The organism is Parasphingorhabdus sp. DH2-15 (genome assembly GCF_051668705.1).
In the GTDB taxonomy this organism is placed as follows: domain Bacteria; phylum Pseudomonadota; class Alphaproteobacteria; order Sphingomonadales; family Sphingomonadaceae; genus Alterisphingorhabdus.
Window position 1 is genome coordinate 89,180 of record NZ_CP196351.1, and the last position, 16,042, is coordinate 105,221.

Annotated in this window: 10 protein-coding genes and 1 tRNA gene; 3 read left to right on the forward strand and 8 right to left on the reverse strand. The window is 52.4% G+C overall.

Features of this window, described 5'->3' with window-relative positions; all coding sequences use genetic code 11:
• Positions 1-45 precede the first annotated feature (45 nt).
• From ACR9YC_RS00435 to ACR9YC_RS00445, 3 genes are all read right to left on the reverse strand, one after another.
• Positions 46-2,097, reverse strand: coding sequence for an acyltransferase family protein (locus ACR9YC_RS00435; RefSeq protein WP_438728619.1), 2,052 nt, complete (start codon positions 2,095-2,097; stop codon positions 46-48).
• Positions 2,098-2,164: 67 nt separating this feature from the next.
• A complete protein-coding gene (locus ACR9YC_RS00440; protein WP_438728621.1) occupies positions 2,165-2,575 on the reverse strand; it encodes an acyl-CoA thioesterase in 411 nt (136 codons plus the stop codon).
• 49 nt (positions 2,576-2,624) lie between these two features.
• Entirely contained in the window at positions 2,625-4,754 is a 2,130-nt protein-coding gene (locus tag ACR9YC_RS00445) for a S9 family peptidase (RefSeq protein ID WP_438728623.1), read from the reverse strand.
• 89 nt (positions 4,755-4,843) lie between these two features.
• Between ACR9YC_RS00445 and ACR9YC_RS00450 the strand changes: the two genes are divergently transcribed.
• Together ACR9YC_RS00450 and ACR9YC_RS00455 are read left to right on the forward strand one after the other, a co-directional pair.
• Positions 4,844-6,625 (forward strand): aminopeptidase P family protein, encoded by a 1,782-nt coding sequence (locus ACR9YC_RS00450; RefSeq protein ID WP_438731882.1) that lies wholly within the window; start codon positions 4,844-4,846, stop codon positions 6,623-6,625.
• Between the two features lie 129 nt (positions 6,626-6,754).
• Positions 6,755-7,237, forward strand: a complete 483-nt coding sequence (locus ACR9YC_RS00455; protein ID WP_438728625.1) for an acyl-CoA thioesterase — start codon at positions 6,755-6,757, stop codon at positions 7,235-7,237.
• A 14-nt stretch (positions 7,238-7,251) separates the two neighbouring features.
• On the opposite strand, the gene ACR9YC_RS00460 is transcribed toward ACR9YC_RS00455, so the two are convergent.
• Positions 7,252-7,410, reverse strand: coding sequence for a hypothetical protein (locus ACR9YC_RS00460; RefSeq protein ID WP_438728627.1), 159 nt, complete (start codon positions 7,408-7,410; stop codon positions 7,252-7,254).
• 140 nt (positions 7,411-7,550) lie between these two features.
• Between ACR9YC_RS00460 and ACR9YC_RS00465 the strand changes: the two genes are divergently transcribed.
• A tRNA-Thr gene (locus ACR9YC_RS00465) sits at positions 7,551-7,625 on the forward strand.
• Positions 7,626-7,827: 202 nt separating this feature from the next.
• Here ACR9YC_RS00465 and ACR9YC_RS00470 read toward each other — a convergent pair.
• The 4 genes from ACR9YC_RS00470 to ACR9YC_RS00485 all read right to left on the reverse strand — a co-directional run bounded on the left by ACR9YC_RS00470 (position 7,828) and on the right by ACR9YC_RS00485 (position 16,013).
• On the reverse strand, positions 7,828-9,330 hold the full coding sequence (locus ACR9YC_RS00470; RefSeq protein WP_438728629.1) for a hypothetical protein: 1,503 nt from the start codon (positions 9,328-9,330) through the stop codon (positions 7,828-7,830).
• A 96-nt stretch (positions 9,331-9,426) separates the two neighbouring features.
• Positions 9,427-10,806, reverse strand: a complete 1,380-nt coding sequence (locus tag ACR9YC_RS00475; protein WP_438728631.1) for a hypothetical protein — start codon at positions 10,804-10,806, stop codon at positions 9,427-9,429.
• A 10-nt stretch (positions 10,807-10,816) separates the two neighbouring features.
• Complete coding sequence (locus ACR9YC_RS00480; protein WP_438728633.1) at positions 10,817-14,407, reverse strand: hypothetical protein; 3,591 nt, start codon at positions 14,405-14,407, stop codon at positions 10,817-10,819.
• 19 nt (positions 14,408-14,426) lie between these two features.
• Positions 14,427-16,013, reverse strand: coding sequence for a tubulin-like doman-containing protein (locus ACR9YC_RS00485; protein WP_438728635.1), 1,587 nt, complete (start codon positions 16,011-16,013; stop codon positions 14,427-14,429).
• Positions 16,014-16,042: the final 29 nt, after the last annotated feature.

Below are 16,042 nucleotides of genomic sequence, written 5' to 3' on the forward strand. Positions count from 1 at the left end.
TGAAAAGGCGGTGCCCCAAAGGTGCCGCCTTTTTCTTTGCGTGCTTTACTCGCTCTTTGGCGACAGGCTATTCGCTACTGCGGTAATCTGTTGTGCAATCACATCGGCAGAAAGAGCCGTTAAATGGCTATTGTCATAATAAAGCGGTTTGCCCTTTTGCCAGAAATGGCACTGCTTTGCGTCACACAGACTGTCCATCGGGTCAACAAAGCCGACATGGTCAAAGCGTGCCGCGAGACCGGCTAGCCGGCGATTAATTTTCTCTGCACTCACCAATGTACGCGGTATCGAAACGGGGCAGCGTATATCTGTATATTGTGCGCAGCGTGACGGCCCATCTTTCAGCATATCCCCGCCATCCTGTGTGCTGGGCACTTGGCCGACCATGACCAGCCGCGCACCAGTGGGCAATCTGCTGGCAACAAGCTCCAGATTGAAAATCATGGCTTCTATTGCTGCCGGATCTTGCGGAACAGAGCCCTGACTCACAGGCTTACCCTTTTCATTTTCCAGACGCACATGCCAATCCTGCGCAATCACCGTTATGGCGTCTGGCTTTGCGAGCACCATCTCATAGAGAATATTGATATTTTCCCGGCATTGCGGGCTAACATTGCTGCTAAAGGCACGAGGCAAGGAGACGCAGCTAGGCGCGCCAATATAATCGAAAGAGCCGGTTTGCGGGTTATTATTGCCAATGGTTTGGCCCGACCGAAGACCGGTAATATATTGGCGTGCGACACTATCTCCATAGAGAATGACCGGTGGCTGCCTATTTGTGTCAGCCTTGTCGACAGTGCCAGGATAGGTTTCGCGCCAATTATAGCCTTCACCGCTATATGTCGCGCCGCCAGTGGCCGCTTCATGCGGCAATTCTGGCGGAGAAAAACGCGTGACCAGACCAATAGCGGCAATCGCAGCCAATGATGCGGCCGATAGCCCGAGGAAAAACCAGAGCGGACGACTTTTCAGGAAAGAATAGCGCACTGGTCTTTCCACCAGCCAATAGCTGACCGCCGCTAGCAACAGAGACAGCAAAAGCAACAGCGCAAGGATCACTGGCTGATGCACAAATGTGGTCATGCGGTAAAAAGCGAGAATGGGCTGGTGCCACAAATATGCCCCATAAGAGACCAACCCAATAGCGACCAACGGCCGAATAGCCAGCAAGCGCGTCAGCCAAAAATCGGGCTGCAGAAACAGGATGAGCGCCATAGTTCCGCCAACCGGTAGCAAGGCATAGGCGGAAGGGAAAGGCGTGTGGGTGTCAAAGATCGTGATCGCGATAATGATCGCGACCAGTCCGCCCAATGCCGCCAGCTGCTGAACGAGATCAGGTGTCTGCGATATATGCCAAGGCTGTTTTTGCGCAGCTATTTCTTGTGCAGTATTCGACTTAGTTTCCGGTTCAGTTGACGCAGCGATATTGTCAGCAGCCAATGGCGCGCGCAGCCATAATGCGCAACATGCCCCTGCTAGCAATTCCCATGCGCGGCTGGGCAGCAGGAAGAAATTCGCACTGGGATAAGCCGATGCGGCATATATGCTCCACACTAGGCTGGCCACGCCAGTAATCATGAAGATGGTTAGCAATGCCCTGCGGTTGATGCGCAGCACGAGCATGATAAGCAGTGGGAAGATAATATAAAATTGCTCTTCAACAGCCAATGACCATGTGTGGAGCAGCGGCTTTAGCTCGGATGCGGTGGCGAAATAGCCAGATTGCAGCCAGAAGACAATATTGCTGGAGAAGGTGGCGACACCGACCAGACTTTCTGCAAAATCCTGCCATTGGTCCTGCGTCATCCAGAGATAGGCGAATGGCACAGTCACGATGACGACGAGCAGCAATGCTGGCAAAATCCGCCGTGCCCGTCGCTCGTAAAAGCGCAGCAGAGAGAATTCTCCGCGTTCCGCTTCGCTCATGATGATGCTGGTAATCAGATAGCCAGAGAGCACGAAAAAGATATCGACGCCGACAAAGCCGCCGGAAAATGACGCAAAGCCGGCATGAAACAGCATGACAGGCAGCACAGCAATGGCGCGCAGGCCATCAATCTCTGGCCTATAGGCTATATTATGCGTGGGTGCGTTCATAATCGCAGCCTATGCCCGAACAGAGTAAATTTCCGGTTAGCTTTGACATGGGCAAAAGGCATTTTGGTTATTGATTGTGGCCTGTGTCCAGAAACTTATCGACAATATCGCCACGCACTCTGAGCAGGCGTAAGGTTTCGCGATCAAGCAGCGCCCAAGCGGTCACTGCCTGAACGATTGTCTGCCCATCGGCATTATCAAAAGCGACATTGCGATTAAATCGGGCCCCGCGCGGCGGCTCTGATATCCATGTTCGTCCAGTGACCTGCTCACCCAGTTTGATATTGCCGCGATAGTCAATTTCGTGGCGCGTCACCATCCAGGCATAAGCGTTTAGCTGCTCTGCATCGGCAATGCTTTCCCAATGAGCGGTGGCAATATCCTGTATCCATTGCACCCACACGGCATTGTTGACATGGTCCATTATGTCGATGTGCGCCGGTCCGGCGGTGAATGTCATTGTGAATGCTTGTTTCATGAGATGCCCCTAACAACACACTCTTGCCGTGCACGGGGCATAAAGGCAATCACATCTGTCCGCGCAGCAAATCCGGCCCGACCTGCCGCATGCCTATTTGCCATAATATAAAGGCAAATTCCTCAGCAGTTTCTTTCAGACTTTCCCAGCGTCCCGATTTTCCACCATGACCTGCGCCCATATTGGTTTTCAGGATCAACAAATTGGTATCGGTCTTATGCTCACGCAATTTGGCGACCCATTTGGCCGGTTCCCAATAGGTGACGCGTGGATCGTTAAGCCCTGCAGTGACCATGATCGGCGGATAGTCCTGCGCGCGCACTTGATCATAAGGCGAATAGCTTTGGATCAGAGTGAAGGCATTTTTGTCCTCAATCGGGTTGCCCCATTCGGGCCATTCCCCCGGTGTAAGCGGCAACGATGCATCCAGCATGGTGTTGAGCACATCAACAAAGGGCACATGTGCCACCACTGCGCCCCATAAATCAGGGTCGGAATTGACCACTGCACCCATCAGCTCCCCGCCTGCACTGCCGCCGGAAATGCTGATCGCGCCTGCTTTGGTAAGCCCATCATCAACCAGAGCGCGAGCGACATCGACAAAATCGTTAAAGGTGTTGGTACGCGCTTGCAGCTTGCCATCCAGATACCATTGCCGCCCCATATCATCACCGCCGCGTATATGCGCGATGGCATAGGCAAAGCCGCGATCGACCAGACTCAACCGGCTGGTGGAGAAGCCGGGGTCAATAGTGATGCCATAAGCGCCATAGCCATAAAGATGCAGCTGTGGTTGCGTTGCGGCATCACGGTCTGCCCGCATCATGATGGAAACTGGAATTTGCGTACCATCACGCGCTGTGACCATTCGCCGCTCGGTCGTGTAGAGCGCGGGGTCATAGCCGGAGGGAATTTCCTGCACTTTCAGCGTTTCCAATTCCCCGCTAGCGACATGATAATCAAACACAGTGGCGGGGCTGACCATCGATTCATAAGACAGGCGCAAACGCTCACATATATATTCAGGATTATTGCCGGTGCTGGCAACATAGCTGGCCTCTGGAAAGGTGATAGGCACTGTTTTGGCAGGATCCGCATAATCATGCAGCACAATCTGGTCGAGGCCATTGCGCCGCCCTTCAACCACATAAAAGTCGCGGAAAAGTTCCAGTCCGGTAATATAATATTCGTCTGAGCCAGCGATCAATTCCTGCCATTGATCTGGTGTGTCTAATGATGCCGTGGCGATGCGAAAATTGATGTGCGCATCATTGGTCAGCACGTAGATGATACCATTGCGAATATCGATATCATATTCATGGCCCTTTTTGCGTGGTGCGATGACTATCGGTTTAGCGGTCGGGTCATTGGCAGGGACAATGCGCGCTTCATTGGTTTCATGGTCGCCAGTAGCGATCACAATCCAGTCCTCTTGCGCGGTCAGGCCCAGGCTGACGCGAAATCCTTCATCTTCCTCATGGTAAAGCTCCACATCCTGCGAAGTATCGTCGCCCAATCGGTGCAGCCGCGCATTATCGGTCCGCCATTGCGCATTGGCCAGACTATAGACAAAGGCCTTGCTATCGCTGGTCCATATCAGCGCCGATAATGTGCCGGGGATGGTATCGGGCAAATGCTCACCGGTTATCAGGTTTTTCACCCGCACGGTAAAGCGCTCAGAGCCATCATCATCAATTGCATAGGCCAGTAATGTGCCATCGGGACTGACCGATGATGCGCCAAGGCGAAAATAATCCTTACCCGCCGCCAAGGCCGGTTCGTCAAGGATGAGCGTAACTCCCTCCCCTTCCGGTGCATTATGCGGCCGGCGATAATGTTTGAGATATTGCGCACCCTCTTCAAACTCTACCCAATAGAGCCAGTCCCCGTCCTTAACCGGCACAGAGCGGTCCGCCTCTTTGATGCGGCCTTTCATTTCCGCAAATAATGTGTCGATCAATGGCTGATGCGGGTCCATATGAGAGCGGAACCAGCCATTTTCCGCCTCCAGATGCGCCAATATCTCTGTGTCCGTAACCTCGGGATAGCCGGGATCACGCAGCCAATGATAATCATCGCTAATGGTGATGCCGTGATGCGTCTCGCTATGCGGTTTTTTGCGTGTTTGTGGTGGCTTGGCTTGGGCAGTCTGTGCGTGGGCACCTGTCTCGTTTGTCATATTGGTCCTGAATGCTGGCAGAGGAGGAGGTTTTAGCCTATATCTGCTTCATAAGATGATTTGCCAAGGAGTATGATGGCCCGATGTTGATGTCCACCTATGAAGCGCGGCTTGCCGCATTGCGTGATATGATGAAGAAGCAGGGGCTGGACGCATTTGTCGTGCCCATTTGCGATGAGCATATGTCGGAATATGTTGGCGGCTATGCGCAGCGGCTGGAATGGCTAACCGGCTTTGGCGGTTCGGCCGGGTCTGCGGTGATTATGCGCGAAAAGGCCGCGATTTTCACTGATGGCCGTTATACCATTCAGGTGCGCGAGCAAGTGGATGGCCGCCATTATGACTATGTCAATGCGGCAGCTGGAGCGATTACCAAATGGCTGAAAGACAATGCCAGCCCAGGTATGACCATCGGTTATGATGCATGGCTGCATACGCGCGCTTTCGCTAAAGATATGGACAAAGCTGCCCAAAAGATGGGCGCTGTGGCGCGGCCGGTCGACACCAATCCGATTGATGCTATCTGGTCGGACCAGCCAGCACGTTCGCCTGCGCCTCTGGCGGTGCATCCGGTGGAATATGCCGGCAAATCAGCAGAAGATAAACGCGCAGATGTTGCGGCTTGGCTGAAAGAGCAAGGGCAGGATGCGGTTATCGTCTCGGCGCTTGATTCGGTGGCGTGGTTGCTCAATGTGCGCGGCGCAGATGTGACGCATACGCCCGTTGCTCTGTCTTATGCGCTGGTGCGCGATGATGGCAGCACTGACCTGTTTGTTGCGCCGGAAAAGCTGACCGACGAAGTCCGCGCCCATCTGGGCAATGGCGTTGCTGTGCGCGACTATGCTGATTTCCCTAATGCTCTTGGCGAATTGCAGGGCAAGAAAGTGGTTGCCGATCCTGAACGCGCGGTCGCCGCTATTTTCCAGCTGTTGGATGATGCCGGCGCGCATATTGCGGAAAAGCGTGACCCGACTGTGCTGGCCAAAGCGATTAAGAACCAGGCGGAGATTGAGGGCCATCGTGCAGCACAGGCGCGTGATGGCGCTGCGCTCAGCCGCTTTTTGCATTGGTTCTCTGTTGAGGCACCAAAGGGCGGTCAGGATGAGCTTTCGGTTGCGGCCCGCTTGCAGCAATTTCGTGAGGAAAGCCCCAAGCTGAAGGATCTATCCTTCGATACGATTTCCGGCGCGGCATCCAATGGAGCCTTATGCCATTACCGCGTGTCGGAAGAGAGCAATTTGCCGATCACAATGAACAGCCTGTATCTGGTGGATTCTGGCGGCCAGTATCTCGATGGCACGACAGATGTTACGCGCACCATGGCTGTGGGTGAGCCAACAGAGGAGATGCGCCGCCGCTTCACGCAAGTGCTGCAAGGACATATTGCGCTCGATAAAGCGGTTTTCCCCAAGGGCACGACGGGCGGTCAGCTTGATGTTCTGGCGCGGCAATATCTTTGGGCAGATGGCGTTGATTATGCGCATGGCACTGGGCATGGCGTGGGCAGCTATCTGGCCGTGCATGAAGGGCCACAGCGTATCGCAGCCTTTGGCGGCATGAATGAACCGCTGGTGCCCGGCATGATCTGCTCTAATGAACCAGGCTATTATAAGACAGATGCTTATGGCATCCGCATCGAAAATCTGGTGCTGGTGGAAGAACGCGATGTGCCGGGTGCAGAGCAAGAGATGATGGGCTTTGAAACGCTGACCTTTGCGCCGATAGACCGCAACCTTATCAATATCGCCATGCTCAGTAGCGGCGAAGTGGAATGGCTGAACAGCTATCACGCCAAAGTGCTGGCCATTGTTGGCCCGCAATTAGACGGTGATGCAAAAAGCTGGCTGGAAGCCGCCTGCGCGCCGGTCTAGCGGCTGTGCTGGGTGCGGCTTGTTTTTGCTTTGCCGCACCTGCATAATATTGTTTGTGATGTGTGTGCACTATGGGTGTCTGTTTGCTGTGCTTGACACAGGGTTGTGCACGCAGCAAGACCTGCCATCATGAACAAAGACCACGATAGCCTTATTGACCCGCTGACCCATTTTAACAGCATCCATCCTTTGCGTGTGCGTTATAATGAGGCGGATATGCAGGGGATTGTGTTTAACGCCAATTATCTGGTCTATGCTGATATTGGCGTCACCGAATATTTCCGCAAATTGGCCGAAGCTACGCATGGGCCGGATGCAAGCGCAACCAGCTTTCTTAGCAGCTTTGGCGGTGATTGCTGGGTGCGCCATGCAGAGGTGGATTTTCGCGGACCGGCCCATGCGGATGATCTGCTGTCCGTTGCGGCGCGTGTCACCCGCTTTGGCCGCACCAGCTTTGCTACATTGATCCATATTTATCGCGGTGAAACATTGCTCAGCGTTATCAAACTGACTCAAGTCTGGTTTGATAGTGCAAGTGAGAAAGTCGCCCCAGTGGCGCCAGGTTTTATTGCTGCTGTAGAGGCTTTTGAGGCAGTAAAGCCGGAGCGTTAATCGCCGCTAGGGATTCAGCTTTTGTCTTTAGTATCTTTGGCAGGATCAAGCGCACGGGCCTGTGCCTTGCGCCGCCGCAAATTGGCACGTAATTGCTCGGCCAATCGCTCTTCGCGGCTTGGTTTCGCATTGGCTTTATCGCTGGTTTTTGCGGCAATATCATCTTTGTTCATAAAATTTTCTCTGCCACGCATCGTTAAAGAGAGCAACATGCTTGACAAATTGCCGCCGCCATGACCATAGGCTGCGCTTCGGCACTGTTACGACATGTTAAGGCATAGCCTTTATGCATAAGTACCGAACCAAATGGCAAGCCGCGGTAGCTCAGTGGTAGAGCGCACCCTTGGTAAGGGTGAGGCCGAGAGTTCAATTCTCTCTCGTGGCACCATTTTTCCCCTCATTACAATTTGCTATTCTCGCACCCCTTAGGGGCGGGCTCGCGCTCGGATGACTGGCTTCGCTGATAGCTCCGGGGAACAACCGTTGCCCGACGCTTCATTGCGCTTATGTCGGCCTCTTGCATGAGGCTATGCTGCGCAATTTGGCGCCGGGCTGATTGAATTTGGTGGCTGGGCAAAAACACCGCGTGTTTAGAGCAACATATCTTTTACGACATTGTCGCGGGCAAGGTTGGTCAATATGACCGTGACCGGAGGGTTGCATTCGGAAATGGGATCAGCAAACAGGATGCGTTCTGCGGGTGGATCAGTTTGCACGAGCAATTTGATGTCGCAGCCAGGTGTCGCAATATCATCCCAAGTTGAACCGATATGGCACCAGCTGTCAAAACCAACCTGGCAATTTTCTGCGGCACAAGCGGAGTAACGGACGCTCTCGGCAGGCACAGCCCGGAATTCGGGACGCGGATCAGGGGCCCAGCCAAAGCCTACACCATAACCGTGGCTGGTATCGGCCTCGCCTGCTGCATTATATACTTGCACATTGTTGGCATTGCAGCGTTCAACGCTGATATCATTGCCCCAGACGCTAAATCCTGCAGATTGGCGATCCTGCGGGCAATGGGCGAAAATATTGGATACAACGCAATCCACCAGGGCTATGTTCCAGCCATAAATCTCCAGGCCTGTCGCTTTGGCTCCCAGATTATAGGGTGGAGGACCATCGACAACATTGTCTGCGATAAAACCGCTGCTTTGGGCATCGGCGCAGACAAAAATGGACATGCCATGACAATCGTCCCGGCTGCCTATCATATTGCGGGCCACACAATCAGTGATGCGAATGCCAGCACATATTGTCGGCATATAGCCAATAACCGTGTGCCCCCCCGTGCGGATATTACCGTTAAAAAAGGATTGCAGATTTTCAACTGTACAGCCGGTCCAGCTAAGGTCGAGCGAGGCATAAGCGGCTATCCCTTGCATGGAACCGTCATAATTGGTGAAGTTGGCGATGGTGCAATCGGTCACTTGCCCGCCCAGCGTGCGCATGAAGACAATGCCGCCGGCTACGTCGGAGGTGACATAGCCATATTGCACGGTGCAGCCGGTTATGGAGGCCTCTACGCATTCATCAATATATATACCTGCAGCAAAGCACATACGTTTATTGATATTGTTGAAGGTGATGCCGCTGATGAGCACATTATCGACCGTTATATTGCTGATCTTTTGTACCCAGATGGCGCGGAAACCAGCATTTAGCAAAACACCATTGCGCAGGGTGATATTCTTATAGCTGGTCAGTCCGTCTCCAACCAGAATGGTTGCGATTTCTGAGTCCAGTGCGACCGGTTCAACCGAAATGCTGTGGCCATTCAGATCGATAATAACATCATCGGCAAGCACGCAAATGGCTGCCCATGCCAAGGGGCCAGCGGTCCACTTTATATCGGCAGTAAGACGGTAATGCCCGCTTTGTGTAATACACAGCCCGTCTGGTCCGATTTCGGATATATCCATATCGGGTGCAGCTTTTTCGCCATCACCATCGCCTATGGCCGGGCGGCCATTGCTGTGGTCAATCTGATGGTAATATCTCTGCGCCGCGAGCAGATGGGTCTGTTCGCTGGCGGTCAGTCCGCTTTTGGCAAAAACACGTTGTAATATGGATTGGTGGTCAAAACCTGTCATTGTAAAAACTCCCTCAGTAGAAGTTTTCAACTAGCACTATATATTTTACATATGGTTACTAGAGCATTCACCAATATAGATCATCTGGGATAAAGTTTAGCCGTCATGCGCCATCACGCCGCTGACTTCTCCTTTTTCATGCAATAACCATTCACCTTGCGCATCATCTTTGCGCACAATTGTTGGGGTTATGAGAGCGAGATCCTCGCCCGGTGCAAGATCAAAAAAGTGATAAAGCGGATGGTCTGATTTAACATCGCGCAGATTGTGCCAACGAATATTGGTGTCTGGGCCAGGGATCAAATACGCTTTGCCTGGCTCTGTCTTGCTTTCAATCAGCCAGAAACGCGCTTGCTGATCTGAAAATATTCTGGAGACATCACTTCTCTTATTAGAAAAGGCCTGTGCGCCATAATCTTCGCCAAAGCGGCTCCAATCGCCTTTGCCCAGCGCATTATACTCACTCACCAGTTTTTCTACAAAGGCAATATCGCTAACAGGTTGGGCATTGACTGCCTTATGGTCTGTATCATCGTTTAGTGTTGCACTGGTCAGTGCATTATCATCAGCAACATCATCCGGTTGTGTTGCAGATGGATTATTCCGTGCCGAGTCTTCGGGAGTACGGATATAAGGCGTATAATCGCTGGCCTGGTCAGATGTATCTGCTGTGCCATAGGACGCAGCAACTGGCTTTTGGGTCTCATCTTGCGCAGAATTGCGATTATTTAACCTCTCTTTGAGGGACATATTACCTGTATCGTGACTCTTAGAATAGGTATTTGCGTTATCTTGCGTGGTTTTGCTGCCAGCCTTACGAAGATTGTCCTGTAATTTGGAATTTTCCTCGCGCAATTTCTTAACTTCATTGGCCGTCATCCAATTCCATATAAACAGCACAACGCTTATCGCACCGAGTACCATCAACCATATCTGGTAAGAAACACCTGCCAATGTTCCATATTTGTCAGTTAGGACACTCTCAGGGATGATGAATGTTTTTTCGATATCTGAACCGCCTGTAGGTGCGGATGTTTCAACAGCTGTGCTGGCGGCCGGTACTTCGCTGCCAACAGGTGTTATGATGCTGTCCTCTAACAGGGGGCGATCTACGATTGCCTCAGGAGCCGCTTCTTCGGCCTTTACAGCCGGTGCCCCATCAGTTTCTTGCCCATCTTGGAGCTGATCGTTCTGGAAGGTCGCACTGGCCAGTTGGATGTGCGGCAAACGCATCGATGTATCGGCATTTTCCGGACACAGAGTCTCTTCGACATCTTGGGCAGTCGTCGTGATGATAATATTATCATTCTCATCAATATAACACCGCACATTGGCTGTAGCAGGAAGCACCGATTTAGCTTCAGGCGCATCACCGCCGAAAAATGATTGATAGGAAAGATAGGCAACCGCGATCAGCGCAAGGAGGATGGCGGCTGTTAATATTTTCCCAAGCCAAGATGCGTTGCTGTCTTCCATTAGCTAGCCCCTACCATCTCGGCTCCCCAGTGCGTATGCGCATTGCTTTTTTGCGTGTCTCAACATCTTGACTCAATGTGGCCAAAAGGGTGCGCAATTTGGTGATGAACGGCGGTTCAATAGAGAGGGTCTCGCTATCTTCATCGCTATAGGATTGCCCTAATGTGGTGAGGCCTTGGTCAAATGGTGTTTCAGCCGAGTTTTCAATCTGTCTGGCCAGCGCGCCATTTTGCCCTTCAATGTCAAAATCCCAACCCATGCGCATGCGCAATATATCAAGGAAATTGGTAAACTCCTGCGAGCCCAGATCGTCAAGCTCCATATCGGCACTCAGATCACTGATCGAAGTTGTGGCATCAAGGGTGCGCAGCTCGCCATCAACAAGGACGGTGATCTCCTCACCCAAAGGAATATCATATTTTTCTGATCGCTTGGCCTTGCGATTGTCCATCCGCTCACACAGCATGCCATTGGCAACTTCATGTTTGGGTTGCGGTGAGAACAGACCGGTGAAGCGGCTATCAGAAGGGTTCCATTCGGTGACAGGACGCTCTAACTCTTCATCCTTGGCCAGCGCTACATCGGTAAGAATTTGGACAATTTGGCCCAAATCGCTGTTTGGATCATTGGCATCACCCAGATAGCGGAAAAAGCTTGCGCCGCGCCCGGCAAATGCGAGCGTCACATCTTCAAGATCTTTCGCCTGAATACTCCCCGCTGCGATGCCTGCCCGCAAAGCAAGACCCGTATAATATAACAGTCCAGCCAAAGCAGTCACCGCTGTGTAGCGCAGGCCTTTGCCCATATCGGTACTGCTGACCATGGGGTAATTGCGATCCCAGCTCATTTCAAAAGAGGGCTGGCTGATCGCCAATTCTATAACATGACGGCCGTCAACCGATGACGGGTTGAATTTTGCCTCTCGTTGAATGCTACGCTGGATTTCATCGCCCGCAATTTGGTGCAGAAAATCTGCATTTTGATGCAAGAATGCGGTGAAGAAATGGCCACCGGCAATTTGGAAAGAACTACGCCAGATGGTGCGCTGGCGTTTGTACAGCGCAATTTCGGTCGTGCCGCCGCCAATGTCGAGCATCAATATTGTGCGTCCCGCCTGACCCTGATGTTTCTGATCGAAAGTAAAGTAGCGCAGTGCCGCCGCGCCCTCTGTTTCGAAAGACAGAAATTCATCTGATGGTTTCGATGTGCCCACAAGGGGGCGCATAATATCGGTCCAGGCCAGTTTTGCCGACTCGCGGAAATCCGAAGCCTGACCATAATTCCAAGCCTGTGGGTAGGAGAAATGCCAATGGATATTTTCGGGCAGGAAGCCGCGATCAATCGCTTCGGCACAGATCAGCAAGACCAATTGCCGCAGGAAGCGGCGGACCATCCGGCGTACTTCGGGGTCTTTGTCCCATTTAAGATTAAACACCAGCTGGCCATCAACAGAACGGCCAATGGCGTAGGCCAGAGGCAGATCGACATCTTCCGGCATGAAAAACGCATTATCAGTTATGCCGTGATAAAGATCATTGGAACTGTCAGAAGCAACGCGGCTGGAGTTTTGGAACTTGCGCCGATACATGACCGTCGGGAAGGGTGCCTCGACATCGCTAGCAGGGAAGAACTCCACGCAGTCATAGGCAAATTGTTCAGCATCGGCGACCCGCGCACTGAACGGCCGCGTGACACGCTTGGAGAATTTCACTGGCTCTGCACCGGCGCCGCTGTCCATATAGACCACGGTATTGGTCGTGCCAAAGTCGATGGCGACATCCAATTCGCCCTGTTGCGCGCTTTGCGTGTTTTTCGCCAGCAACATGCAACCAGCAGGGAAGTGCCGGCCATCGCCATCAGGATCAACGGCAAAGAATATAGCATCGGGTGACTGGCCCAGAATATGCTGTTCGCCAATCGCGCTTTCACTGTCGGTAAAGCGGAAGCGATGCGCGATGGTTTTGTCGCTCTTATCCTTTATCTCGCCATTATCCTTATCAAAGAAATTAACCTGTTTTTCGAAAACAAGATCTTTGGATGAGCCCATATCATAGAGCAGACCCATGCCTTTGTCTGACAAGGTGCGTGCCTGTTCATTCACCAGTGCTGCCAGGCTTTGTGAAGACGCTGCAAAGCGCGGTGCCATTTCCAATTTGGTGTTGTAGCTGTAGCGCAGGAAAGTCCATGGCCAGTCATTATTGCCAACATTGGGCCATAGTACAATGTCCTCTGGCAATGCCTCTGCCACCACATCTTTGGTCTTGTCATAATGACGAATGATGACGTGGCGGGGCGTGGGCTTTCTGGGGTCTGTGGAAACCAGCGCGATTGATAGTTTGACCTCCAGACTGTCCCCTCTGTCATCAATGGTCAGCTGATTGGCAATGTTCTCACGGCCAATCAGGAACAGCGCCAAAGGGCTGACCGGTAGCAGAAAAGTGCTCCATGCAGGCTTATGCGCCTCGACCCTGCCGTCATTATCGATTTTGACCAGCTTGTCGGTCAGCAAGGCATCTGGTTCGACAACCAAATGGCCTTCTTGTCCGGCCTCTTCACGGATTTTGTCGAGCAGATGCGGCGATTGCACATCGACCAAGGTGTAATTATTCCATATTTTGACGTTTTGCGGCTGTAGGCCCAAAGTCTTCTCGGCAATTCGGGGATCGGCCAGCACCACATTTTTGATGATGCCGCCCAAAGCAGGACCATTGCCATCATGCGCGCATTCGATAAGTGTCTGCGAAGCATGGCCCGGAGCAATTTCCGGTGGAGAGGCAATAGCATCTATACAGGCATAGAAGGGTGAGGGCAGTTCATCGCTGCCAGTGGTGAACTTCACATCATAAGGTATAGTGCCTGTTTCGCGGATGCGGTCCGCACATTCATCAGCGAACAATTTAATCTCATCGCGGATTTGATGCACCGGACCGGTGAGGCCGGGCTCGCGCAGGGTCATGAATATGCCTGAGAGATATTGATACAGCGCAACCCATTGCTCGCTGGGCATGCCTTCGCTTTTAAGCGGGTCACGCAAGCCATTGCGCAGCCATGGCACGCCGGTATTTTCAATCGACCGCGCCCCGCGAGCAGGAGCAGCAAGGCAATTGGGCACCATCAGACCGATAGCGCGCGCTTCTTCCGTCTCGAATACATTTTGCGATGTTTTCTGATAGGTAATGATGCCGATACGCCGCCAGTCAGCTTTCGGGCTGAGGCTTTCGCCGGGTGACAGAGTACGCAGCACATTCCTGAATTTCTGGTTGCCGACGCTATTGTCTTCAAGATCGGTCAGCAAGATGCGGATGATGTAATTGTTGGTGTAAAACTCGCGCAGCGCCAACAACGCCAACAGGCCGCGCCATTGGTCACGTGCATCGTCTTTGGCGACATGTTTTGCCTGTGTAAGTGCTTGCGCAAAAAGCAATGGGCGCGCCCATGGATCAGGCAGTGATTTCAGGCTGTCAATTTCCACCTGGTCCGTAGGCAGACGCAAAGATGAGGCCATATCATCAAGCCGGCCAGCAATTTCCCACTCGCCCGCACGATCAGGATCGGGAAAGCTGCTATTGTCGAGTGGCGGAAGATTGTAGACATATTTCACAATATTTGTCCTTTGCGCGTCAGTCGTCGCTTATTTCATGAACAGAGCTATAGGCGTATAGAGCAACAATCATATGCGCCATCTGGCGATGATCCCCTTCAAGGACCAAAGTATCGTCGCTTAAATTTGAAGCCATACTGGCCGTGCTGGGCATGGCCTTTTCGCCCTGATCAAATTTCTGGGCAATGCGATCAAAAACAATTTTATATTCTTGTGCCGTCAAGAATTTTTCGGCTTCTGGCAGGTTGTTCGGGTTTTCAAAATCAACCGGCCCAACCAGCGCATCGACATTCCATAAGTTAAAACTGAAAGACGGATCACGCCGGGCATAGGATTCTATCGCCTGGCACCAGATCAGAAAATCGTCGAGAGACGCATTCAGATGCGACAAGGCCGTTGTCGGGCTGTCTTTTAGCCAGTCAATCTCGTCGAGCTGCTGAACTTTATACCATTTCTGCTTGGTCACGCCCTTGCGGCTATCTTCATCGGCAAAGTTGGAATACCAGAATTTAAAGGCCGCTGCGAAACGCAGATACTGCGCGATCTTGCCGTGTAGTTCACGCGAACCACCGTCACCAATGGCCGGAATATCAGGCCAGTTGATTTGCGGCTTATCTTTCCGTGCGGATATCTGGATTTCCTGAATGTCGCCACTGTCCGGCAGGCGCTCTTTGGTAAAGAAACTCGCCGCAGCGGTTGCTGCCAGCATTTCCGGCAATAGTGCAGGGTTCAGCTGGTCGCCGCCGCCATCCTGGTGGTAATCAAGGCGGAAAAAGGGGTCCCAGCCCACAAGATAGAGCTGATTGAAAATGCGCTGTTCGGTCAACATGCGTTGATAATGGCGCAAGGCTCCACGGGCCTGTAGCAATTGCTCGTGCGCGCGTGCGACATTTTGGTTCTGGTCATCCGACGGATCAGGAAAACCAAAATAGGGCAACATGAGCGCGCCGCCAATCTCAACATTTTTGGAAATATTGGCTTCGTCCAGATGCTGACGGATGATCCGCGCTATAGTCGGGAAGCCAGCAGCGCCTGTGCCGCCAAAAACCGAACCTGCCAAAAGAATGCGGACATGCTGACCCTCGCCAGTGCCCTTTATGGTGTCGGTAATGGTATCCCAGAAACTGCCGCCATCGCTAGCCCGCGCAGTGATAGCCGCGGCGCCAACATGCGGGCGGCCACGATAACCGCGATCCAGCACCATATTCTGCTCTTCATGCTCTTCGCCTTCACCGGTTCCAAACAATGCATCGAACAGATATTGATCGGCGTTCATGGGGCCAAGGATATTGGATAATGTCGATCCATCCTTATCCGCAGGCACCCATTTGCCGTCAGAATCCCCTAATATTTTGAGGTCAGTCGCGAAAATCGGGCATTCAGCATCGCCATCAACGCGGTGGGTCGATTCTGCATCACGCCAGCTTTTGCGGGCATTGATATAATTGTTCAATACCAGCTGGGCATGGGTAAGATTGCCGCCGCTCTTATCTTGGTCGACAAAACCGACCTGCATTTCGCGCGGGCCAATGCCAGTGGATGCCAATTGTATGACCGCTTCTACGATCTTGGCTCCTGTGCCGCCTACGCCAATCAAGATATCCATAAATTTTTCCGTTTCATGTCACTATTGGA

What these genes read in the sequence shown, in the direction of transcription:
- ACR9YC_RS00435 (WP_438728619.1), bottom strand. Translation starts at nt 2,097, where the DNA reads ATGAACGCACCCACGCATAATATAGCCTATAGGCCAGAGATTGATGGC.
- ACR9YC_RS00440 (WP_438728621.1), bottom strand. Translation starts at nt 2,575, where the DNA reads ATGAAACAAGCATTCACAATGACATTCACCGCCGGACCGGCGCACATC.
- ACR9YC_RS00445 (WP_438728623.1), bottom strand. Translation starts at nt 4,754, where the DNA reads ATGACAAACGAGACAGGTGCCCACGCACAGACTGCCCAAGCCAAGCCA.
- ACR9YC_RS00450 (WP_438731882.1), top strand. Translation starts at nt 4,844, where the DNA reads ATGTCCACCTATGAAGCGCGGCTTGCCGCATTGCGTGATATGATGAAG.
- ACR9YC_RS00455 (WP_438728625.1), top strand. Translation starts at nt 6,755, where the DNA reads ATGAACAAAGACCACGATAGCCTTATTGACCCGCTGACCCATTTTAAC.
- ACR9YC_RS00460 (WP_438728627.1), bottom strand. Translation starts at nt 7,410, where the DNA reads ATGAACAAAGATGATATTGCCGCAAAAACCAGCGATAAAGCCAATGCG.
- ACR9YC_RS00470 (WP_438728629.1), bottom strand. Translation starts at nt 9,330, where the DNA reads ATGACAGGTTTTGACCACCAATCCATATTACAACGTGTTTTTGCCAAA.
- ACR9YC_RS00475 (WP_438728631.1), bottom strand. Translation starts at nt 10,806, where the DNA reads ATGGAAGACAGCAACGCATCTTGGCTTGGGAAAATATTAACAGCCGCC.
- ACR9YC_RS00485 (WP_438728635.1), bottom strand. Translation starts at nt 16,013, where the DNA reads ATGGATATCTTGATTGGCGTAGGCGGCACAGGAGCCAAGATCGTAGAA.